Annotated in this window: 22 protein-coding genes, 1 pseudogene and 1 riboswitch; of the genes and pseudogenes, 6 read left to right on the top strand and 17 right to left on the bottom strand. The window is 71.6% G+C overall.

Annotated features, from left to right (window positions below):
- Together ACFWY5_RS15880 and ACFWY5_RS15885 are read right to left on the bottom strand one after the other, a co-directional pair.
- Window positions 1-215, bottom strand: a pseudogene (locus ACFWY5_RS15880) (serine/threonine protein kinase); the annotation flags it as partial.
- 72 nt (window positions 216-287) lie between these two features.
- Window positions 288-539: a hypothetical protein gene (locus ACFWY5_RS15885; RefSeq protein ID WP_379632550.1), complete on the bottom strand. Its 252-nt coding sequence runs from the start codon at window positions 537-539 to the stop codon at window positions 288-290.
- Here ACFWY5_RS15885 and ACFWY5_RS15890 point away from each other — a divergent pair.
- On the top strand, window positions 501-743 hold the full coding sequence (locus ACFWY5_RS15890) for a response regulator transcription factor (RefSeq protein ID WP_379632552.1): 243 nt from the start codon (window positions 501-503) through the stop codon (window positions 741-743). The two genes, ACFWY5_RS15885 and ACFWY5_RS15890, sit on opposite strands and share 39 nt — an antisense overlap.
- On the opposite strand, the gene ACFWY5_RS15895 is transcribed toward ACFWY5_RS15890, so the two are convergent.
- Genes ACFWY5_RS15895 through ACFWY5_RS15905 form a run of 3 tightly spaced genes read right to left on the bottom strand, consistent with a single transcriptional unit; the run spans window position 724 to window position 3320 of the window.
- Window positions 724-1428, bottom strand: a complete 705-nt coding sequence (locus ACFWY5_RS15895) for an FkbM family methyltransferase (RefSeq protein ID WP_379623083.1) — start codon at window positions 1426-1428, stop codon at window positions 724-726. The genes ACFWY5_RS15890 and ACFWY5_RS15895 overlap by 20 nt on opposite strands.
- A 42-nt stretch (window positions 1429-1470) precedes the next feature.
- Complete coding sequence (locus ACFWY5_RS15900) at window positions 1471-2166, bottom strand: response regulator (protein WP_379623085.1); 696 nt, start codon at window positions 2164-2166, stop codon at window positions 1471-1473.
- Window positions 2163-3320, bottom strand: a complete 1158-nt coding sequence (locus tag ACFWY5_RS15905; protein ID WP_379632554.1) for a sensor histidine kinase — start codon at window positions 3318-3320, stop codon at window positions 2163-2165. Before ACFWY5_RS15905 ends, ACFWY5_RS15900 begins: the two co-directional genes overlap by 4 nt.
- A gap of 156 nt (window positions 3321-3476) precedes the next feature.
- Here ACFWY5_RS15905 and ACFWY5_RS15910 point away from each other — a divergent pair, with 156 nt between their 5' ends.
- The gene (locus tag ACFWY5_RS15910; protein ID WP_379632556.1) at window positions 3477-4169 is read left to right on the top strand and encodes an alpha/beta fold hydrolase; all 693 of its coding nucleotides are present in this window, start codon (window positions 3477-3479) and stop codon (window positions 4167-4169) included.
- On the opposite strand, the gene ACFWY5_RS15915 is transcribed toward ACFWY5_RS15910, so the two are convergent.
- Window positions 4166-4972 (bottom strand): HAD family hydrolase, encoded by an 807-nt coding sequence (locus ACFWY5_RS15915; RefSeq protein ID WP_379623188.1) that lies wholly within the window; start codon window positions 4970-4972, stop codon window positions 4166-4168. The two genes, ACFWY5_RS15910 and ACFWY5_RS15915, sit on opposite strands and share 4 nt — an antisense overlap.
- A gap of 145 nt (window positions 4973-5117) precedes the next feature.
- On the opposite strand from ACFWY5_RS15915, the gene ACFWY5_RS15920 reads away from it, so the two are divergent.
- Window positions 5118-6182 carry a P1 family peptidase gene (locus ACFWY5_RS15920; protein WP_379623091.1) on the top strand — a complete coding sequence of 355 codons (1065 nt, stop codon included), beginning with the start codon at window positions 5118-5120 and terminating at the stop codon, window positions 6180-6182.
- A 34-nt stretch (window positions 6183-6216) separates the two neighbouring features.
- Here ACFWY5_RS15920 and ACFWY5_RS15925 read toward each other — a convergent pair whose 3' ends face one another.
- The gene (locus ACFWY5_RS15925; protein WP_379623093.1) at window positions 6217-6615 is read right to left on the bottom strand and encodes a hypothetical protein; all 399 of its coding nucleotides are present in this window, start codon (window positions 6613-6615) and stop codon (window positions 6217-6219) included.
- A 106-nt stretch (window positions 6616-6721) separates the two neighbouring features.
- Here ACFWY5_RS15925 and ACFWY5_RS15930 point away from each other — a divergent pair, with 106 nt between their 5' ends.
- Entirely contained in the window at window positions 6722-7282 is a 561-nt protein-coding gene (locus ACFWY5_RS15930; protein ID WP_379623095.1) for a TetR/AcrR family transcriptional regulator C-terminal domain-containing protein, read from the top strand.
- 212 nt (window positions 7283-7494) lie between these two features.
- On the top strand, window positions 7495-7686 hold the full coding sequence (locus ACFWY5_RS15935; protein ID WP_184963175.1) for a DUF5999 family protein: 192 nt from the start codon (window positions 7495-7497) through the stop codon (window positions 7684-7686).
- Between the two features lies 1 nt (window position 7687).
- Here ACFWY5_RS15935 and ACFWY5_RS15940 read toward each other — a convergent pair whose 3' ends face one another.
- Window positions 7688-8278, bottom strand: coding sequence for an alpha/beta family hydrolase (locus ACFWY5_RS15940; RefSeq protein ID WP_379623098.1), 591 nt, complete (start codon window positions 8276-8278; stop codon window positions 7688-7690).
- A gap of 83 nt (window positions 8279-8361) precedes the next feature.
- Between ACFWY5_RS15940 and ACFWY5_RS15945 the strand changes: the two genes are divergently transcribed.
- Window positions 8362-8712, top strand: coding sequence for a hypothetical protein (locus ACFWY5_RS15945; protein ID WP_379623100.1), 351 nt, complete (start codon window positions 8362-8364; stop codon window positions 8710-8712).
- Between the two features lie 128 nt (window positions 8713-8840).
- Here ACFWY5_RS15945 and ACFWY5_RS15950 read toward each other — a convergent pair whose 3' ends face one another.
- The 9 genes from ACFWY5_RS15950 to ACFWY5_RS15990 form a co-directional block, all read right to left on the bottom strand.
- Window positions 8841-9638 (bottom strand): tetratricopeptide repeat protein, encoded by a 798-nt coding sequence (locus ACFWY5_RS15950; protein ID WP_379632559.1) that lies wholly within the window; start codon window positions 9636-9638, stop codon window positions 8841-8843.
- Window positions 9639-9809: 171 nt separating this feature from the next.
- Entirely contained in the window at window positions 9810-10967 is a 1158-nt protein-coding gene (locus ACFWY5_RS15955; RefSeq protein ID WP_379632561.1) for an esterase-like activity of phytase family protein, read from the bottom strand.
- 192 nt (window positions 10968-11159) lie between these two features.
- A complete protein-coding gene (gcvP, locus tag ACFWY5_RS15960) occupies window positions 11160-13988 on the bottom strand; it encodes an aminomethyl-transferring glycine dehydrogenase (protein ID WP_379632564.1) in 2829 nt (942 codons plus the stop codon).
- Window positions 13989-14140: 152 nt separating this feature from the next.
- Window positions 14141-14235, bottom strand: a riboswitch (glycine riboswitch).
- A gap of 59 nt (window positions 14236-14294) precedes the next feature.
- Window positions 14295-14912: a MerR family transcriptional regulator gene (locus ACFWY5_RS15965; RefSeq protein ID WP_379623108.1), complete on the bottom strand. Its 618-nt coding sequence runs from the start codon at window positions 14910-14912 to the stop codon at window positions 14295-14297.
- 147 nt (window positions 14913-15059) lie between these two features.
- Complete coding sequence (locus ACFWY5_RS15970) at window positions 15060-15530, bottom strand: bifunctional nuclease family protein (protein WP_090771501.1); 471 nt, start codon at window positions 15528-15530, stop codon at window positions 15060-15062.
- 86 nt (window positions 15531-15616) lie between these two features.
- Complete coding sequence (locus tag ACFWY5_RS15975; RefSeq protein WP_379623110.1) at window positions 15617-16270, bottom strand: MerR family transcriptional regulator; 654 nt, start codon at window positions 16268-16270, stop codon at window positions 15617-15619.
- The gene (locus tag ACFWY5_RS15980; protein ID WP_379623112.1) at window positions 16267-16779 is read right to left on the bottom strand and encodes an FHA domain-containing protein; all 513 of its coding nucleotides are present in this window, start codon (window positions 16777-16779) and stop codon (window positions 16267-16269) included. Before ACFWY5_RS15980 ends, ACFWY5_RS15975 begins: the two co-directional genes overlap by 4 nt.
- Before the next feature lie 338 nt (window positions 16780-17117).
- Entirely contained in the window at window positions 17118-19625 is a 2508-nt protein-coding gene (locus ACFWY5_RS15985) for a sugar phosphate nucleotidyltransferase (RefSeq protein WP_379623114.1), read from the bottom strand.
- A gap of 4 nt (window positions 19626-19629) precedes the next feature.
- Window positions 19630-20211 carry a CDP-alcohol phosphatidyltransferase family protein gene (locus ACFWY5_RS15990; RefSeq protein ID WP_184963195.1) on the bottom strand — a complete coding sequence of 194 codons (582 nt, stop codon included), beginning with the start codon at window positions 20209-20211 and terminating at the stop codon, window positions 19630-19632.
- Window positions 20212-20301: the final 90 nt, after the last annotated feature.

The raw sequence follows: 20301 nt of genomic DNA on the forward strand, positions 1-20301 counted from the left end.
CGCGCCGCCGCCCGCGCCTCGCGGAGCGTGCGTTCGCCCAGCTCGGCCCGTGCGGCGGCGTCGAGGTCCGGCGGCAGCCGTACTTCCTTGACGGCGACCTCCTGGCGCAGCAGTTCGTCCAGCGCCAGCCAGACGATCCCCATGCCGCCCTGGCCGAGCTGGGACAGCAGCCTGTAGCGGCCCGCGAGGAGCCCTGCGGATTCCGCCCCCGACATCCCCGCCTCCTGCCACCCCGGAAAGTCCCGATATTAGGGATAAATGGGGGTGAGATACCGGGGTTTCGGTGATCAGCGGGGTTCCTGTTCTCCGGTGTACGCCGGCAGCGGCAGGACCCGGCCGGTGAGGAAGGCGGTCACGGCGGCGAGCGTTGCCCACACCGTGAACCGCACGTTGTCGCCCAGCACCCCCACCTGCGCCGGCTGCGCCGGGGTGAGCCGGTCCCACAACTGCCCGGCCTCGGCGTCGTCGCCCGCGCCGCGCCGCCCGAGCCGCCGGAGCGGGTGCGGCGCTGCCTGGCCCGGCTGACCGCCCGCGAGCACGAGGTCCTGCTGCTGCTCGGGCGCGGGATGTCGAACGCGGAGATCTCCGCCCGCCTGCACATCGGCGAGACCACCACCAAAACGCACGTCAAACGCGTCCTGGACAAGCTGGGCCTGCGCGATCGGGTGCACGCGGCGGTCTTCGCCTTCGACCACGGCCTGGTCCGCGCCGGAGCCGGGCGGCTCAGGACAGGCGGCGGCTGAACAGGTAGTTGCGCCGGCGGCGGGTGATCTCGGTGCTCTCCCGCCATCCGCCGCGCCAGACGTACATCCGGTAACCCATCCTGAGCAGCGGCTCGGCCACGTCGCTCGCGGCCAGGCCGTACTTGCCGAGGTGGCGGTCCTCGATCTCCAGCAGGAGATGGGGCCGGTGGCGCTCGATCGTGCGCGTCCCGCCCTCCAGGACCACCGGCTCAAACCCCTCCACGTCCACCTTCATGAAGTCCACCCGCGGGATCCCGCGGGTCTCGCACACCTGGTCGATGGTGTACACGGGCACGTCCAGCGTCCTGCCGCCGCGCTCGTGCGGATTCTTCTCCCCGGTCCGCAGGTGGGCCCAGCCGTGGACGGGCAGCCCGAACCGATAGGGCAGGCGCAACTTCTGCAGCCCGGACCCGGCGCCGATCGCGGCGTTGCTCGTGATCACGTGGTGGGCGCCCGCGGCCCGTCGCGCCGACTCCAGGATCCGGTACGGCAGGCGCAACGGCTCGAAGCTGTGCACCTGCCCGGTGCGCCCCACCAGCCGGGCGAGGGGAAAGGTGTACATGCCGTAGGCGGCGCCGATGTCCAGGCACACGTCGCCGCGGCCCACGAGCCGCGACAGCCCGCGCAGTTCCGGCTCACGGGACAGGGCGCGTGCCACCAGGGCCGCGGTCATCGATCTGATCATGCGGCGGACGGTAGGTGGCGAACCGGTGCGCCCGGATCCCCCTCAGGAGCGTGACCGGCGGCCGCGCCGTACCTCTGTGGAGTGACGGCCCGCCACCACCAGGCCGCTCTCGTAGGCCAGCACCACCGCCTGCGCCCGGTCGCGCAGGTGGAGTTTGCCCAGGATGCGGCCCACGTGGGACTTGACGGTCTCCTCGGCGATGGTCAGGCCGCGCGCAATGTCGGCGTTGGACCGGCCGTCGGCGATCAGCCTGAGCACGTCGAGTTCGCGCGGGGTGAGCGCGTTCAGCCGCAGCGCCTCGCGCTCGTCGATCGGCTGCCTGCTCGCGAACTCCGCGATGAGCCGGCGCGTCACCGACGGCGCCAGCAGCGCCTCCCCCGCGGCCACCACGCGCACCGCGCTGATCAGGTCGGCCGGTGGCGCGTCCTTCAGCAGGAAGCCGCTGGCCCCGGCGCGCAGGGCCGTGTACACGTAGTCGTCGACGTCGAACGTGGTCAAGATCACGACTCGGGTGCCGGGCACGCCCGCGATCACCCGCCGGGTGGCCTCCAGTCCGTCGAGATGCGGCATCCGGACGTCCATGAGCGCCACGTCAGGACGCGTCCGCCTGGCCAGGGCCACCGCCTCGAGCCCGTCCGCGGCCTCGCCCACGACCTGGATGCCGGGCTGGGCCGACAGCAGCGCCGCGAAACCCGCCCTGACCATCGCCTGATCGTCCGCGACCAGAACGGAGATCATCTTCCCTCCCGTGGCAGGACGGCCCGCACCGCGTACCGCCCGTCGGCCGTCGCGCCGGCGGACAGTTCCCCGCCGGCGAGGCTCACCCGCTCGCGCATGCCCACCAGCCCGTACCCGGACCCGGCCCCCGATCGCGACCCGGCCTCGTTTCGCGTCCCGGCCTCGTTGACGACCTCGACCACGACGTCGCCGTCGTCCAGGCCGATCGCGACCCTGGCCGGGGCGCCGCCCGTGTGCTTGATCACGTTGCTCAGCGCCTCCTGCACGATCCGGTACACCGTGAGTGACAGGGCTGCACCCAGGTCCGGGGCGCGTTCGGGCAGGTCCAGGCGTACCGGCGTGCCCGCCCGGCGGGCGGACTCCGCCAGCTCGGCCAGGTCCCGCAGCCCAGGCTGCGGCGCGGTCGGCGGGTCGTCGTCCCCTTCGCTCCGCAGGACGCCGAGCAACTGCCGCATCTCGGCCAATGACGCGCTCGCCGCGGCGTTGATGTCGCGGAACTCGTGCCAGACCTCCCCCGACGCCGCGTCCTTGATCCGGTAGGGGGCCGTGGCCGCCCGGACCGCGATGACGGACATGTGGTGCGCCACCAGATCGTGCAGCTCCCGGGCGATCCGCGCGCGCTCCTCCAGCAGCCGCCGCTTGCCGTACTCCTCGGCGATCCGCAGGGTGCTCAGCCGCCGCATCCTGAGATAGAGCCCGATGACCGTCACGGCCAGCAGCATCAGGCCCCAGCTCCTCATGGCCTCCACGACGTACGGCGACACGTCCGGGAGCCAGAGCTCGGACAGCACGCCCGTCCCGAGCGTGATCAGGAACACCGCGGCCGTGACCCGCCGCCTGGACACCAGCGCCACCGTGAACACCACCGGCGCCTGCGCCAGCGTCTCCGACACCAGCCAGGGCGACCAGTCGCCGACTCTGAGGACCGTCATCCCGGCCAGCAGCGCCAGCATGATCCACCAGGCGGTCAGCGGCCGGTACCAGGACACGGCGACGGGCAGCGCGTACAGTGCCCCGATCAGCAGCCCCGGCAGGCCCGCCCCGAGCATGTCCGCGAACGCCCACCCGTTGAACAGGGCCACCAGCCCCGCGGCGACGAAGTACGGGCGCCGCGGTACCTGGGGGCGGCCCGGGTCGGCCGGTGAGGCCGGCACCCGGGCACGATGCGCGCTCCGGAGGATACTCAGCACTCCCAGAACCCTACGTGATCATCGACGGTGGCCGCCGCCCCCTCTGACCGGTACGTCGCCCAACGCCATTAACTGGGCTATCCTCCCGGTCCAACAGCCTTTCTACCGGTTTGGGGCCCCATGTCGACCCTTGTCCTCCTCCATGCCTTCGGCTCCAGCCGGCGGGCCTGGTCACCCCAGGTCGCCGAACTGTCCCGGCGGCACCGGGTGCTCACCCCCGACCTGCCGGGCCACCACTCCAGCCCCGGCCCGTTCTCCCTGGACGCCGCCGTGCGCTCGGTCCGCGAGCTGCTGGCCGCCGAGGAACAGGTCCACCTCGTCGGGATCTCCGGATCGGTGAGCGTCGCCCTCCTGACGGCCCTGGCAGAACCGGAGAAGGTCGCGAGCCTCGTCCTGTCCGGCGGCGTCGCGGCCCCGACCGGCGGCGACGGCCTCCAGCGCACCGTGATGGGGCTGCTGCCCACCGCGATGATCGTGTCGATGATGAAGGGCATGTACTCCGGCGGCCGCCCCGAGCACACCGCGACCGCGGCCGAGGACCTGCGGACGGCGGGCAAGGCGGCGCTGCTCACCGGGCTGCGCGAACTGGGCGAGCTCGACCTGCGGCCCAGGCTCGCCGAGATCAAGGCGCCCGCCCTGGTACTCGTCGGCGAGAAGGACAAGGCCAACATCGCGCCCGCCGAGGTCCTGGCCGCCGGACTCCCCCAGGCGGAACTGCGCGTGATCCCGGGCGCCGGGCACCTCTGGAACCTCGAACAACCCGAGCTGTTCACCCGCCTCGCCGCCGGCTGGGCCGAGACCCCGCGGGGTTAGCCCACGGCCGCCGCCAGGCGTTCCAGCTCCAGGGCGACGCCGTCCTCGTCGATGGAGCCGATCACATGGTCCACGGCCGCCAGCACGTCGGCGTGCCCGTTGGCCATGCCGTACGACGTGCCCGCCCAGGCCAGCATGGGCAGGTCGTTCGGCATGTCACCGAACGCGACCACCTCATCGGCCCCGATGCCCAGCCCCGCGGCGTAGGACATCAGGGCCGAGGCCTTGCTCACCCCGGCGGCGATCGCCTCGACCAGGCGTGATCCGTTGGAGTGGTAGACGGTGACGATCGGGGCCAGCTCGGGCGCGGCCAGCGCGAGCAGCTCGTCGGCCGGCAGCGTCGGGTGACGGCCCAGCAGCTTGGGGCCCGGCCTGCCGAACAGCTCGTGGTCGGCCATCCGCACCAGCGTGATGCCGCGATCCCAGTCCCACGGCTCGTACAGCTCGTCGGCGGCCAGCGTGGCGGCGTACTCGACCGCGATGCCGATGCCGGGAGCGGCGGCGCGCAGGCGGGCGGCGGCCTCCCCCAGCACCTCGGGCGGGATGGCGTGCTCCTCGACGACCCGGCGGGCGCCCAGGTCGTAGACGAGCGCGCCGTTGGAGCAGATGGCCACGCCGTGGTGGCCGAAGGCGGGGGCGATCTCGTGGATCAGCCGCGGCGGGCGGCCGGTGACGAAGACGACGCGCGCGCCCAGCCGTTCCGCCGCGGCGAAGGCGGCCACCACGCGCGCGGACACCGTGCCGTCCGCACGCACGACCGTGCCGTCGAGGTCGGTGGCGATGAGGCGGGGAAATCCCGTCAGAACGGTTCACCTCCATAGGGCCTGGATCGTGAACCATCGTCCGCACGGAGACGATCACCTGTCAATGAAGGCACCGGCCCAGTCCCAGCGCTCAGCCGGATCGCGCCCCTGTTCTCCCGGTGATCGCCTTCCGTAGGATGGCCGGGTGCGCGCTCGTGAGCTTCCCATCGCCCTGCAGGGCCGCCCCGGTCCCGCCAACGCCATCACCGACGTACCCGGTGTCCAGGTCGGCTACGTCACGCTGACCGAGGGCGCGGCCCGCACCGGGGTCACCGCCATCCTGCCCAGAGGCCGCGACGGGGTCGGCGTGCCGTGCGCGGCCGGCGTCTACTCCCTCAACGGCAACGGCGAGATGACCGGCGTGACGTGGATCGAGGAGAGCGGCGCGCTGACGCTGCCCGTCGCGATCACCAACACCCACGCCGTCGGCACCGTGCACCGCGGCGTCATCGACTGGGTCGTCGCCGCCCACCCCGCGCTCGGCGCCGAGTGGCTGCTGCCGGTCGTGGCCGAGACCTGGGACGGCTACCTCAACGACATCAACGGCCCCCACGTCCGCCCCGAGCACGCCGCCCAGGCCATCGAGTCGGCCGCGGGCGGGCCGGTCGCCGAAGGCAACACCGGCGGCGGCACCGGCATGAACTGCTACGGCTTCAAGGGCGGCTCGGGAACCGCTTCGCGCCTGGTCGAGCACGCCGCCGACACCTACACGGTCGGCGCTTTCGTCCAGGCCAACTTCGGCAGACGGTCCGAGCTGACCGTGGCCGGGGTGCGCGTCGGGCAGGACCTTCTCGACGACAACCCCATGGAGGAGCACGCGCGGGCACGGGCCGGCGCGGGCTCGGTGATTGTCGTGGTGGCCACGGACGCGCCGCTGCTGCCCGGCCAGTGCAAGGCGCTGGCGCGCCGGGTGCCGATGGGCCTGGCCAGGACCGGCACCACCGGCAGCCACTTCTCCGGCGACATCTTCCTGGCCTTCTCCACCGCCAACGAAGGGGCGCTGGCCAGCGGGTTCGCCGCCGGTGACGACTACGAGACGCTGCGGTTCGTGCCGTGGGGCCGCATGGACCCCTTCTACACGGCCGTCGTCGAGGCGGTGGAGGAGGCGGTGCTCAACGCGCTGACCGGCGCCGAGGAGAGCATCGGCCGCGACGGCCACCGCTCCCCCGCCCTGCCGCTCGACCGTCTGACGGAACTGCTCTCCCGCTGAGGGTACGGCGCCGCCGTACCCCAGCCAGGGCTGGTCAGAATGTGGCCGGGATGGCCCGCGGCACGCGCGGCATGCCCCACATGCGGTTCTCCTCGCGCAGCGTGCGCAGGCGCTCCACCTCGGCGCTCCACTCGGCGCCGGCGGGCGTGGCCTTGGCCTTGCGGCGGGCGATGCGGTCGTCGTAGGCCTTGACGCCGAACGTGGCCCGCTGGCCCGCCTCCGCGCCGCGCAGCGCCTCGGTCAGCGCCTTGTCGAAGGCCCGGCCCGCGGCCAGCAGCTCGATGTCGTCGACGTCGGCGGCCCGCAGCTCACGCACGGTCAGCTCGGCCTCGCGGGCCTTGGCCAGCAGCTCCGGGAAGGTCTTGGAGATCTCGATGTCCGCGTGGTAGCGCACCTCGGCCTCGCGGCTCACCCGGGGACGGAAAAACGCCATCGACTCTGCCTTTCTCAACGCTGCGTATCAGGCGTAGCGTACGCCGTCGCGGGACACGGGCCGTAATCGGACCCGGCCCGGCGCCTTTACATAGTAGATTTCTAACATGCCCGCGAAGCGACCGCCCGTACCCCTGTCCCGCGAGCGCATCATCGACGCCGCGCTGCACATCGCCGACAGCCAGGGCCTGCGCAGGCTCACCATGCGCCGCCTCGGCGACGCGCTGGAGGTGGAGGCCATGGCCATCTACCACCACCTGCCCCGCGGCAAGGACGCGCTGATGGACGCCCTGGCCGAGCACGTCACCGCCGTCCGGGTCGAGGCGGGTTCGAGCTGGCAGGAGACGGCCAAGGCCTGGTGCAGGGCCGGGCGCGAGGCGCTGCGCGACCACCCCGGCGTGCTCGCCCTCGCCCTGACCAAGCCGCCCAAGGGCGCCACCACGGTCTCGATCAGAGACCAGACCGAGCAACTCGCCGACGCCGGCCTGCCCGCCGCCGCCGAGGCCGTACGCACCATGCGCGCCTTCGTCTTCGGCAGCGTCGCGGTCGAGGTCCAGCAGTCCGGCTGGGCCGATCCGGAGGTCGACACCTGGACCCGCCGCGACGAGCGAGCCGACGCCGACTTCGAGCGCGGCCTCGACGCACTCATCAAAGGACTGCAAATTTAGTCGGCGTGTCGCGCTTGGACCGTTATCCTGCTTAAGACACGCTGTGTCGTAGGTCACAGACTCACCCGGGGCACCCTCCACTAACCGCCCGAACGGGCTATGTCGGTTTGTGTGACCCACGTCGCACACTTGCTAGAAACGAACAAGCCGAGCCGCTCCCCGTCAGCTCAGTGCGACATGGGAGCCATTCACGAGATATCGGAGGCACGCCGATGTGCCCGCACGACCCGGTCTGCCCGTCTGCCGAGGCGCCCGACCGCGAGGCAGCACGAACCCTCGCCTGCCACCCCGAGCAGGGGTGGAGCCTCCTCTGCAACGGCGTCGTCCTGTTCGAGGACACCGGGGAGCTCCTGCCCGGCGGCATCGTCATCGCACCGCACCGTCCCGCCGTGGGCGCCGCCTGACCTACGCGTAACGCACGATCCAGCGGGCGACGATCTCGCCCACCTTCCCGGGGTCCTTCTTCAGATCATGTCCCTCCCCCGGCAGGACGACCAGCTCAGCGGCGTCTGCCGGGTCCGGCACCCCGAACGGGTCCCGGTCCCCGTTGACCACGAGCACGTCGACGCCCGCCTCGCGCAGCTCCCCCGCCCTGGAACGTTCCGGCCGCCCCGGCGGATGCAGCGGAAACGCCAGCGCCACCACGGCCGCCGCGCCCGCCCGCCGCGCCGTACGGCAGGCCACCCGGGCCCCGTTGCTCCGCCCGCCCTGCACCAGCGGCAGGCCGGGAAAACGCGCGACCAGCGCCGCCACGACGACCTCCCACGCCTCGTCCTGCCGCTCCGGCGAGCCCGGCGCCCTGGCCCCCGCCAGCCGGAACGGCTGCGTCACCCTGGCCACGCTCACGCCCGCGGCCAGCGCGTGCTCGCGCACCGCCAGCAGGTCGGGCGCGTCCACCGTGCCCGCGGAACCGTGCGTCAGCACCAGCAGCAGCTTCGGCCGCCGGACCTCGTCGAGGTCGACCCGCGCGGGACCGCGCGCAGTGGTGATCTCCATGGCGACAACGGTACTCGGGGAGGAGGCGCGACCTGGCTCTCAGGTGGGATGACGGCGCGCCGCCGGGAGGGGACAATCTCGGTATGGCAGACATGCGTCCTCTCCGCGACGAGCTGCAGGCGACTCTCGACGCCCGGCGCGATCTCGGTCCCGAATACGAGCAGGCGTTGGTGGAATCGTTCGTGGAGCGGCTGGACGCCACGATCGCCGCCCGGGTGCGCGCCGAACTCGACACCCACCGCCCCAGACCCGGCAAGAACCACAAATCGAGCAGCTCATCGCTGATCCCCATCGCGCTCGGCTCGCTGGCCCTCGGCATCCCGCTCACGGCCATCGCCGCCTCGGCGGCCGGTCCGGCCGGCCTGGTCATGGCATGGCTGGCGATCATCATGGTGAACGTGGTGGCGGCCGTCGCCATCATGCGCGGCCGCTGACCGCACACCGCTCTGCCACGGGTACGAGGGCTCCGTGGCCCGCGGTAGACCCGCCGGGAGCAGGTACGCCCCGCCGGGAGCAGGTACGCCCGGCGGGGGCGGCGCTGTGCCCGGCGGGGGCCGGGCGGTCAGCCGTCGCGGTCGAGGCGCAGGCGGACCTCTTCGGCCAGTGCCTGGTCGGTGTGGTTGAGTCCGTAGCTCCAGACCCGGTCGGCGTCCTCGGCGCGCCCGCGCAGCGGCAGCGTGCGCGCCAGCAGTTCGATGGCCAGCGCGCTCGTGCCCGGCTCGTCGCCGTCCTCCACCGCGCCCGCGAACTCCGCGCACGCCAGCTCCAGGTGGGCGATCCCGAGCTGGACCCGCAGCCTGGCCACCTCCCCGGCCGGCGCGTCGTGCAGCGCGGCCATGAGCACGTCCGCGGCCTCGCCCGGCTCGCCCTGGAGCAGCAGCAGGTCGCCGAGCTGCTGGGCGGCCCGCGCGCCGAGGTGCGGGTCTCCGGCGCCGATCGCCGCGCGCAGCTCCTCCTCCGCCGCCTCCAGGTCGTCCCGCTGTACGGCCAGCCTGGCCAGCCCCAGCCGCGCCAGCGCCACGTACTCGGGGGCGCCCATGCCGAGCACGGCCTGCCAGGCGCCTCTGGCCTGCTCCGGCCGGTTCTCGCGCTCGAAGCCCTGGGCAAGGTGGCAGGCGGCCTGCGCGCCGTACTCGGGATGGCCGGTCGACAGCGCCACCCGGGCGGCCGCCCGCGCGCCCTCGGCGTCGCCCCGTTGCTCCAGCACGACCGCCAGCCCCACCGCGGCCTGCGCCCGGTCGGGCCCCGCGGGGTCGGCGGCCAGCTCGGACAGGATGGCCGCCGCCGCATCGAGATCACCGCCCTCGGCCAGCCTCCTGGCGTGTTCCAGCGGGGACGCGTCGACGTCTGGGGGTGTCAAGGAGGCTCCTTCTGAACGTTGATCGCCCCGAGCCTAACGACTCGGGGCGATCACGTCTCGCAACTCGGCCTGTCCTCATCTATCCCTGATGGACACGCTCTTGTTGCCTGCCGCCGTGACGAACACCCAGGGCGGCCCATGACAGACGCCACGACGGCAGACATGAGGACCTCAGCAGCCCCGGGCGCCGAACGCCAGGAACTGGGTGACCTCCCGCTGGTCGAAGTTGTCGTCGCTGCCGATCACCAGCGTGCACTCGCCGGTGGCCAGGCGCGGCCCCCAGGCCAGGCTCTCCAGGTTCTGGACCGGCGCCCTGACGTTCTCCAGGTCCATGACGAGCCGCTTGGAGACGGGCCGGTAGGGGCGCCCGGTCGCCAGGCTGTTCCTGTCCTGGACGTCGGTGGCCCGGCGCAGGTCGATCTCGTAGAGCTTGACCTTGTAGTTCACGCCCTCGATCCAGGAGCGCTCCAGGGCCAGATAGCGGTGGTCGTCGAGGGCCAGGATCTCCGACACGCCGCTGTCGGTGGCGCCGTCCGGCGGGATCGGGGCGGCGGGCAGCGGGTCGATCGGGTAGGCGTACTGCCCGCGCAGCCGGCCGTCGCGGCCCCACACGGTGATCCGGGCCGGGGCGCCGGACTCGACGGTGGGCGGCTCGCCGTCCTCGTAACGGGGGCCCTCCACGATGGCGGCGATCGTGGTCGGCGCGAACGTCAGCCCCTCGAACCCGAAGTTGCGCCGCGGGCCGCTGTCCGTGCCGGTGACCTTCAGGTTGCCGGGCAGCGGGAGCTCACCCAGGTGCCGCCCGTCGCGCCCGGCCCAGCGGACGAACAGGTCGGAGAGCGGGATGCCGGGGTTGCGGGCGTCCGGCCGGTCGCCCTCGTGACCCCAGAGCAGATTGCGGCTCCACCGGTCGAAGCGGATCGTCTCCGGGTCGGCGGACTCGGGCTTGCCGTACCCGGGGTAGGGGGTTCCGTCCGGGCGCAGGAGCGTGGTGGCGCCGGTCAGCCGTACTCCGGTGAACGCGCCGGTGCGCCGGTCGATGTCGAGGGCACCGGTGTAGAAGCGGGCGGGGTTGTAGCGCCAGCGGTCGTCGGAGATGAAGTACCAGGTGCCGGTCCGCGGGTCGCGGTCGATGCCGGACAGGCCGCCGACGACCGTGCCCTCGAACTCCATCTTGTGCGGAAGGCGCTGCTCACCGAGAAAACGGGTGATTCTGAGCCCCTGCTGCGGGGCGGAGGCGGCGCTCGACGGCGGGGTGGCCACGAGTTGCGCGCTGACCGCCAGCGCCAGAGCCAGGGCGGCCTTCACCGATCTTCCCCGAAGGATCATTCACTTCTCCACGGCTTGGAAACGGGCCCCGTCGGGGCCTGAGCAAGCACATGAGAGCGTGGATCAAGAGGAAAGTCATGAGGACATGCCGCCGCTCCGGCAGCCTTTACCGTCGGCTCCCGAGCCCGGACCGTCGAAGGCCCCGGGAAGGCACAAAGCGCTTCCCGGGGCCTTCGGGGGCCTTCGTCAACCTCAGTCCTCGTAGGCCTCCAGCGGCGGGCAGGCGCAGACCAGGTTGCGGTCACCGTAGGCCTGGTCGATGCGGCGCACCGGCACCCAGTACTTGCCGTCGCGCAGCGAGCTGACCGGGTAGGCGGCCTCGGCGCGGGTGTAGGGGTGCGCCCAGGTGTCGGAGGTGGCCGCCTCGGCGGTGTGCGGGGCGTTGCGCAGCGGGTTGTCGTCCTTGTCGTAGGCGCCCGAGGCCACCTTGGCGATCTCGCCGCGGATGGCGGCCATGGCGTCGGCGAAGCGGTCGAGCTCGGCCAGGTCCTCGCTCTCGGTCGGCTCGATCATCAGCGTGCCGGCCACCGGGAAGGACATCGTGGGCGCGTGGAAGCCGTAGTCGATGAGGCGCTTGGCCACGTCGTCGACGGTGACGCCGGTCTCCTTGGTGATCTGGCGCAGGTCGATGATGCACTCGTGGGCGACCAGGCCGCCACGGCCGGTGTAGAGGACCGGGTAGTGCGGGGCCAGGCGGCGGGCCAGGTAGTTGGCCGACAGAATGGCCTGCTCGGTGGCGGCCTTGAGGCCCTCGCCGCCCATCATCCTGATGTAGGCCCAGGAGATGGGCAGGATGCCGGCGGAGCCGTACGGGGCGGCCGAGACCGCGCCGACCGGCGAGCCGGGACGCAGCGCGTGACCGGGCAGGTAGGCGGCCAGGTGCGCGCGGACGGCGACCGGGCCGACGCCGGGACCACCGCCGCCGTGCGGGATGCAGAAGGTCTTGTGCAGGTTGAGGTGGGAGACGTCGGCGCCGAACTCGCCGGGCTTGGCCAGGCCGACGAGGGCGTTGAGGTTGGCGCCGTCGACGTAGACCTGGCCGCCGGCCTCGTGGACCTTGGCGCAGATCTCGGTGATGGTCTCCTCGTACACGCCGTGCGTGGACGGGTAGGTGACCATGATCGCGGCCAGCGCGTCGCGGTGCTTGGCGATCTTGGCGTCGAGGTCGGCGAGGTCGATGTTGCCCTCGTCGTCGCAGGCGACCACGACGACGCGCATGCCGGCCATGACGGCGCTGGCGGCGTTGGTGCCGTGGGCGGAGGACGGGATGAGGCAGACCTCGCGGGCCGTGTCGCCGCCCGCCTGGTGGTAGGCGCGGATGGCCAGCAGTCCGGCGAACTCGCCCTGCGAGCCGGCGTTGGGCTGGATGGAGACGGCGTCGTAGCCGGTCACCTCGGCCAGCCAGGACTCCAGCGTGCCGATCAGCTCCAGGTAGCCCTCGGTCTGCTCGGCCGGGGCGTAGGGATGGACGGCCGCGAACTCGGGCCAGGTGATCGGCTCCATCTCGGTGGTCGCGTTGAGCTTCATCGTGCACGAGCCCAGCGGGATCATCGAACGGTCGAGGGCGATGTCCTTGTCCTGCAGCTTGCGCAGGTAGCGCAGCATCGCGGTCTCGGAGCGGTGGCTGTGGAAGACCGGGTGGGAGAGGTAGTCGTCCTCGCGGGCGAGCGCGGCGGGCAGCGCGTCGTCACCGGCCAGGTCGCTGAGCCCCGCGGAGACGCCGAAGGCGGCGGCGACCTGCTCCAGGTGGGCGAGCTCGGTCTTCTCGTCGCAGGAGACCGAGACGTGGTCGGCGTCGATCTGCCAGAGGTTGACGCCGCGGGCGGCGGCCTCGGCGACGACCTGCGCGGCCCTGCCGGGCACGCGGGCGGTCACGGTGTCGAAGAACTCGCCGTGCACGACCTCCACGCGGCCCGCGCGCAGCACCTCGGCGAGCGTCACGGCGTGGGCGTGGGTACGGCGGGCGATCCGCCGCAGGCCCTCCGGCCCGTGGTAGACCGCGTACATGCCGGCGATGACGGCCAGCAGCACCTGGGCGGTACAGATGTTGGAGGTGGCCTTCTCCCGGCGGATGTGCTGCTCGCGGGTCTGCAGGGCCAGGCGGTAGGCGGGCGCGCCGTCGGCGTCCACCGAGACCCCGACCAGGCGGCCGGGCATCTGCCGCTGCAGCCCCTCGCGCACGGACATGTACGCGGCGTGCGGCCCGCCGAACCCGAACGGCACGCCGAAGCGCTGGGAGGAGCCGATCGCGATGTCGGCGCCGAGCGTGCCGGGCGCGGCGATGAGCGTGAGGGCGAGCAGGTCGGCGGCGGCGACCACGAGGGCGCCGGCGCCGTGCGCGCGCTCGGCCAGCGCGCGGAAGTCGCGCACGCGGCCGGAGGCGCCCGGGTACTGCACCAGCACCCCGAAACACTCGGGCAGCTCGCCGTCGAGGTCGGAGTAGACGAGCTCGATGCCCAGCGGCTCGGCGCGGGTGGCCAGCACGGCCTTGGTCTGGGGGAGGGCGTCGGCGTCGACGACGAACACGGGGCTCTTGGACTTGCCGGCCCGGCGGGCCAGGGTCATCGCCTCGGCGGCGGCCGTACCCTCGTCCAGGAGGGAGGCGCCGGCCACGTCGAGGCCGGTGAGGTCGGAGACCACCGTCTGGAAGTTGAGCAGCGCCTCGAGGCGGCCCTGCGAGATCTCGGGCTGGTAGGGCGTGTACGCGGTGTACCAGCCGGGGTTTTCCAGCAGGTTGCGGCGGATCACCGCGGGCGTGATCGTGTCGTGGTAGCCCAGGCCGATCATCGAGGTGAGTACGCGGTTGCGGCCGGCCAGCTCGCGCAGCTCGGCGATGACCTCGCTCTCACTGGCCGCCGGGGGCAGCTTCAGCTGGTCCTTGGCCCTGATGGCCTCGGGCACCGCCACCGCCACCAGGTCGGAGACCGACTCGAAGCCGACGGCCTCCAGCATCCGCTGCTGCTCGTCGGCCGAGGGCCCGATGTGGCGGGTGGAGAACGGAGGTGCTGTCAGGTCGGTCATGAGGGTGCCCTCCCGAGGCGATGGAGACCGGCGCCGGGGCGCGGTGGCCGGGTCTCCCCCTCTGTCATGGGACCTGAGAGCTTCACCCCGCGGGCGGGGCTTGCACCGTCGGTGAGGCGCGCCTGGCTGGCGTGCCTGCTTTCCAGAGTTGCCTCACCCGAGCGGTACCGGTTGCCTGAGAGATTCCGGGGAGGGTTGCTCCTTCGGCGCCCCGACTCAGGGTCGGGGACTCTCCCGCACGGGGTCGTCAGCCTTCGGGACCTAGATTACTACGCCGGACCGCGTCAGGCGTTCCGGCACGCTCAGCTATCCGATCTTGCGCGCGCGCCGCCGCTGCGCCAGCTCGTCCGCGGGGTGGTCGGCCGGGTCGTCACCGGCCGCGGCTCGTTCCCCCGGCAGCTCCGCGAGCGACCCCTCGACTTCCCGCCAGACTTTGCCCAGCGCGATCCCGAACACGCCCTGACCGCCCTGCAACAGGTCGATGACCTCGTCGGCGGAGGTGCACTCGTAGACGCTGACGCCGTCGCTCATGAGCGTGATCTGCGCGAGGTCGGCGACGCCTCGATCACGCAGATGCTGTACGGCGGTGCGGATCTGCTGGAGCGAGACTCCGGTGTCCAGCAGCCGCTTGACGACCTTGAGCACCAGGATGTCGCGGAAGCTGTACAGGCGCTGCGAGCCGGAGCCCTGGGCGGCCCTTATCGTGGGCTCGACCAGGCCGGTTCTGGCCCAGTAGTCCAGCTGCCTGTAGGTGATGCCGGCCGCCGAGCAGGCCGTCGGGCCCCGGTAGCCGATGTCACCCGGAAGTGTCGCGGGGGCGTCGTCGAAGAGCAGGCCCTGCTCTCCGGCACGCTGCCGCGCGCTCTCGCGCCGCACCGGATCTTCCTGGCCGGCCGTCTTTCCCTCGCCGCTGCTGACCGCCACGCGGACCTCCGGCTTTCTCTCATCCCGCGGCCTGATCTGGGGGTTCGCAACGCGCGACCACGGGTTTCACTTGCACCGTAGGACCGTGACCAAGCGCAGTCAACGATCCGGCTCGGCGCGTCGTGAAGCGTAAATTCACTGAAATACCTACCCCGCCCTGCCGAAGTCCTCGGGCGTGATCGTGTCAAGGAACTCCCTGAACTTCTCCACCTCGTCCTCCTGGTCGTCAGGAATGATCACACCGGCTTCCTGCACGACCTCCTCGCTGGCGAAGATCCGGGCACCGGTGCGCAGGGCGAGCGCGATGGAGTCGGACGGCCTGGCGCTCACTTCGACGCCGTTGGAGAAGACCAGATCGGCGAAGAAGATGCCGTCACGCAGCGCGACGATGTTGACCGCGCGCAGGCCGACGCCGAGCGCGCTGAGCACGTCGCGGAACAGGTCGTGCGTGAGGGGTCGCGGCGGCGGCTCCTCGGCCTGGGCCAGCGCGATGGCGGTCGCCTCGGTCATCCCAATCCAGATCGGCAGGAACCGCTCTCCGTGTGCCTCCTTGAGCAAGACGATCGGCTGATTTGTGGGCATTTCAACGCGAACGCCCACTACCTCCATCTGCAACACGGGCTGCTCCGTATCCGACACCTGACCGCTCTTATGCAATTCAACGTAACACCCGGCGGACACCTGGGGGTGCGCCGGTGGCCTCTTCATCGGCCCAGGACACTCCGTACGCCCGCGCGCAGCAGGGCCGCGTGCAGGTCGAGAAGAAGTGCGGACAGCTCCCTGCCCACCTCGTCGGCCTCCCCGATCGCGCCGGGCCTGCGGCGTTTGAGTATGGGCGCGACGGTCTGCTCCACCAGCCCCGCCTCACGCTCGGCCGCCGCCTTGACCGCCCGCAGGTGCCGGGCGTGCAGGCCGAACCTGGCCAGGGCGCCGACGCTGCGCGCCACCTGGAGCGCGTCCTCGTCGTAGCGGCGCGCGACGGGGGCCAGCAGGCCGTAGTCCTCCAGCTCGGTGAGCGTCTCCTCGCTCAGCCCCGCCGCCTCCAGGAGCTCGGCGCGGCTGAGCCGTACCTCCGAGGTCTCCTGTACGGCGTGCGGCCGCCCGAACGACTCGGCCATCTTGTCCTTGATCACGCGCAGCGGGAGATAGTGATCACGCTGCTCGCGCAGGATGAAACGCAGCTGCTCCACGTGCAGATGCGTGAACTTGCGATAGCCGGACGGGCTGCGCTCGGGCTCGATGAGCCCCTCCCCCTCCAGAAAACGGATCTTGGAGATCGTCACGTCGGGGAACTCGGCGTGCAGCAGGCCGAGCACCTCCCCGATGCTCATGTGCGAGCGGGCCGCCTGAGAGGTCATCCCGCGACGGCGGTCCGCATCAGGAAGACCAGCCGGAACTTGCCGATCTGCACCTCGTCGCCGGAGTGCAGCGGCACCTCCTCGATGCGCTCGCGGTTGACGTAGGTGCCGTTGAGGCTGCCCACGTCGCGCACGGAGAACTGGCCGCCGTGGTGGCGGTAGAACTCCACGTGCCGGCGCGAGACGGTGATGTCGTCGAGGAAGATGTCGCTCTCGGGGTGGCGCCCGGTCGTGGTGAGGTCCTTGTCGAGCCGGAAGCGGCTGCCGACGTTGGGACCCCTGGTGACCGTGAGCAGCGCGGTGCCCGGAGGCAGCTGCTCCACCAGGGCCCGCTCGGCGAGCATGAACTCACCGGTCTCCGCCTCGTACGCCTCGATTCCCGCGACCGAGATGGTCGAAGTGGTGTCCCCGGCGACCTCGGGTCTGGTCAGCGGTGACCCACAGCGGGAGCAGAAACGGGCATCCTCGGGGTTGGCGTGCCCGCACTGCGTGCAGTAGACGCTCGGCATCGATCGGCTCGGCCTCCTACCGCGAAGTCGCGGCAACGGTGCTCGGGGCGCGCCTCGCTTCGCTCTTCAAGTTTGCGAATGCCGCAACTTACGCTGATCAGCGACGAAGGTCAAGACGGACGCCTGACGACAGGTTTGGACGGTGACAAAGTTACCGCCGAGTCTGCCTCAAGGTCCATGCCGCCGCGCTGCCTTTCTGTCACGTTCCTGTTGCCTGCCGGGCAATCCGGCAGGTCATCCTCCCAGATGCCGGCCCAATGATCCACTCGAAGATCCGGCGTGTCACACTCCGGAATCCCCTTCGATGATCCGGTACGCCACGTTCCGATGATCCGGTCTCACGCTCCCGAGGCCTGTTCGACGATGCGGGCCCAGCGTTCCAGGAGCGCCTGCGCCGAGTCGGCGTCGGCGGCCTCGGCCCAGACGTCCGTGACGGGCTCGGTGGCGGCCGGGAGGATGAGCGCCCAGCCGCCGTCATCGGCGGCCAGCCGTACGCCGTCGGTGGTGTCGACGCGGAAGCCCTCGCCCGCCGCCTCCGCGGCCTCGATGACCGAGCGCATCACCGCGCCCTTGGCCGCCCACGGCGTGGGGACGCTGCGTTTGAGCAGGCTCGCCTCGGGGATGCGGGCGTCGATCTGGCTGAGCGACAGGCGCGTGCGGGCGACCAGGCCGAGCAGGCGCATGAAGGCGGCCAGGCCGTCCACGGCGGGGCTGAACTCGGGCACGATGAAGCCGCCCCGGCCGTCCCCGGCGAAGACCAGGTCCTCGGCCGCGGCGGCGGAGGTGAGCGCGTCGGTGGCGGTGGAGGTCCATTCGACCTGGACGCCGTGGAAGCGGCAGACCTGCTCGGCGACGCGGGTGGTGGTGACGGGCAGGGCGACGCGCCCGCGGCGGCGCTCGGCGGCGACGAGGTCGAGCACGACGAGCAGGGCGCGTTCCTCGCCGATGAGCTGGCCCAGCTCGTCCACCAGGGCGATGCGCTCGCCCATGGGGTCGAAGCGCACGCCGAAGGCGGCCCGTGAGGAGCTGACCAGCTCGGCCAGGCGCTGCAGGTCGCGGCGGCGCTCGGCGAGGGTCTCGGTGGGCGAGGCCTCGTCCAGGCGGGCGTTGACGGTCAGCACCTCGACCCCGACGCGGCCGAGCAGCGTCGGCAGGACCAGCGTGGCGGTGCCTCCGGCGCAGTCGACGACGACCTTCATGTCGCGTACGCCGGTCATGTCCACGCAGGCCAGCAGCTCGTGGGCGTAGTCCTCGACGGCCCTGGCCGGGTAGCGCAGCTCGGCGATCTCGCCGGGGAACGCGCGGCGGAACTCCTGCCGGGAGTAGACGCGCTCCAGCTTGCGCTGGGCGGCGGGGGGCAGGTCGGATCCGCGCTGGTCCATGAAGACGATGTCGACGCTCTGGGGGTCGCCCGCGGTGGTCCGCAGGGCGATGCCGCCGGCGGCCGCCTCGCGGGAGGTGTGGAAGCGCGCCACGGGCAGCGGGGCGGCCTCCAGGTCCAGGACGTTGATGGCGCTGGCGGTCAGGGCGCCGATGACGGCCCGCTTGAGCGCTCTGGCCGCCAGCGAGGAGTCCCGGGCGGTGACCACCCGCTCGCCCTTCTTGAGCGTCGTGGCGTAGGCGCTGGCCAGCCGTACGCACAGCTCGGGGGTGATCTCGACGTTGACCAGGCCGCTGACGCCGCGGGGGCCGAACAGGCTGCGCTGGCCGCGCGACTCCCAGATGACGCTGGTGTTGACGACGGCGCCGGCCTCGATGGTCTTGAAGGGGTAGACGCGTACGCCGCTGGAGACGTAGGCCTCGGCCTCGATGACGCAGTCGTCGCCGATGACGGCGTTCTCCTCGACGCGGGCGCCGGTCATGAGGTCGGTGCCCTTGCCGATCACGCAGCCGCGCAGGTGGGCGCCGGGGCCGAGGTAGACGTTGTCGTGCAGGACGGCGCGGTGCAGGAAGGCGCCCTCGCGGACCAGCGCGTTGTTGCCGACGACGGTGAACTCGCGCAGTTCGGCGCCGGCCTCGATCTTGGCGTACTCGCCGATGAGCAGGGGGCCCTTCAGGACCGCGTCGGGGTCCACGGTGGCCGATTCGGCGACCCAGACGCCCGGGGAGCGTTCGAAGCCGCCGATGTCGAGCTGGACGCGTCCCGCCAGGGCGTCGGCCTGGGCCTTGAGGTAGCTCTCGTGGGTGCCGACGTCCTCCCAGTAGCCCTCGGCGACGTAGCCGAAGAGCGGGGCGCCGCGCTTGAGCAGGCGGGGGAAGACGTCGGCCGACCAGTCGACCACCTCGCCGTCGGCGACCTCGTCGAGGACCTCGGGCTCCATGACGTAGACGCCGGTGTTGACGGTGTCGGAGAAGACCTGGCCCCAGGTGGGTTTTTCGAGAAAGCGCTGGATGCGGCCGTGCTCATCGACGATGATGATCCCGAACTCGAGCGGGTTGGGCACGCGTTTCAAGCCGATGGTGACGAGCGCCGCATTCTCACGATGGAAACGGATCATGTCCGATAAATCGATATCCGTTAGGGCGTCGCCGGAGATGACCAGGAAGCGGTCGTCCCTGAGCTTGTCCGCGGCGTTCTTGACGCTGCCGGCGGTGCCGAGCGGGAGGTCCTCGGTGGCGTAGTTGAGGCTCATGCCGAGCTCGTCGCCGTCGCCGAAGTAGTTGCGCACGAGCGCGGCGAGAAACTGCACGGTCACGACGGTCTCGGTGAGGCCGTGCCGTTTGAGCAGCCGGAGCACGTGCTCCATGATCGGGCGGTTGACCACCGGCAGGAGAGGTTTGGGCTGGTTGGCGGTCATCGGTCGCAGCCGAGTACCCTCCCCGCCCGCCATCACGACCGCCTTCACCCGATCACTCCTTCTTGTCGGCCTTTATGAGCTGGCGCACCTGTACCACATACAACAGCCCCGCCCACCAGTACAGGCCCGTTCCCCAGATCGCGAAGGCCCAGCCGGTAATCCGGGCAATTTCCGCATACCACCCAGTGTGGGAGGCGAGGAAGAGGAGCGGGAAGGCGTACATCAGGTTGAACATGGCGGCTTTGCCCAGAAAATGCACCTGGAGTGCCCTGTAGCCGTGTTTGCGAAGGACGGGGGCGAAACTCGCGACGAAGAGTTCACGACCGAGGATGAGCACCACCAGCCACCAGGGGATGACCTCGCGCAACAGCAGGCCGATGATCGTGGCGAACACGTAGAGCTTGTCGGCGGCGGGGTCGATGATCCGGCCGAGGCGGCTGGTCTGGTTGAACGCGCGGGCGATCTTGCCGTCGAGCCAGTCGGTGAACCCGGCCACCATCAGCAGCGCGATGGCCCAGCCGTCCGCCTTGGGCCCCAGAACCAGCCAGAGGAACACAGGGACGCCAAGCAGGCGCAGGAAGCTCAGCAGGTTCGGAACTGTCCAGATCCGGTCCTCGGCGGAAGTTTCGCTCACGCTGCGACCCTACTGCGTTGGGTTGTCCTCCCACGCGATCACCTGCTGGGCGTCCCCGGACTCCGTCATTTCCCCCCCACCGTCCCCTCC

The organism is Nonomuraea sp. NPDC059007, assembly GCF_042740555.1.
GTDB lineage: Bacteria > Actinomycetota > Actinomycetes > Streptosporangiales > Streptosporangiaceae > Nonomuraea.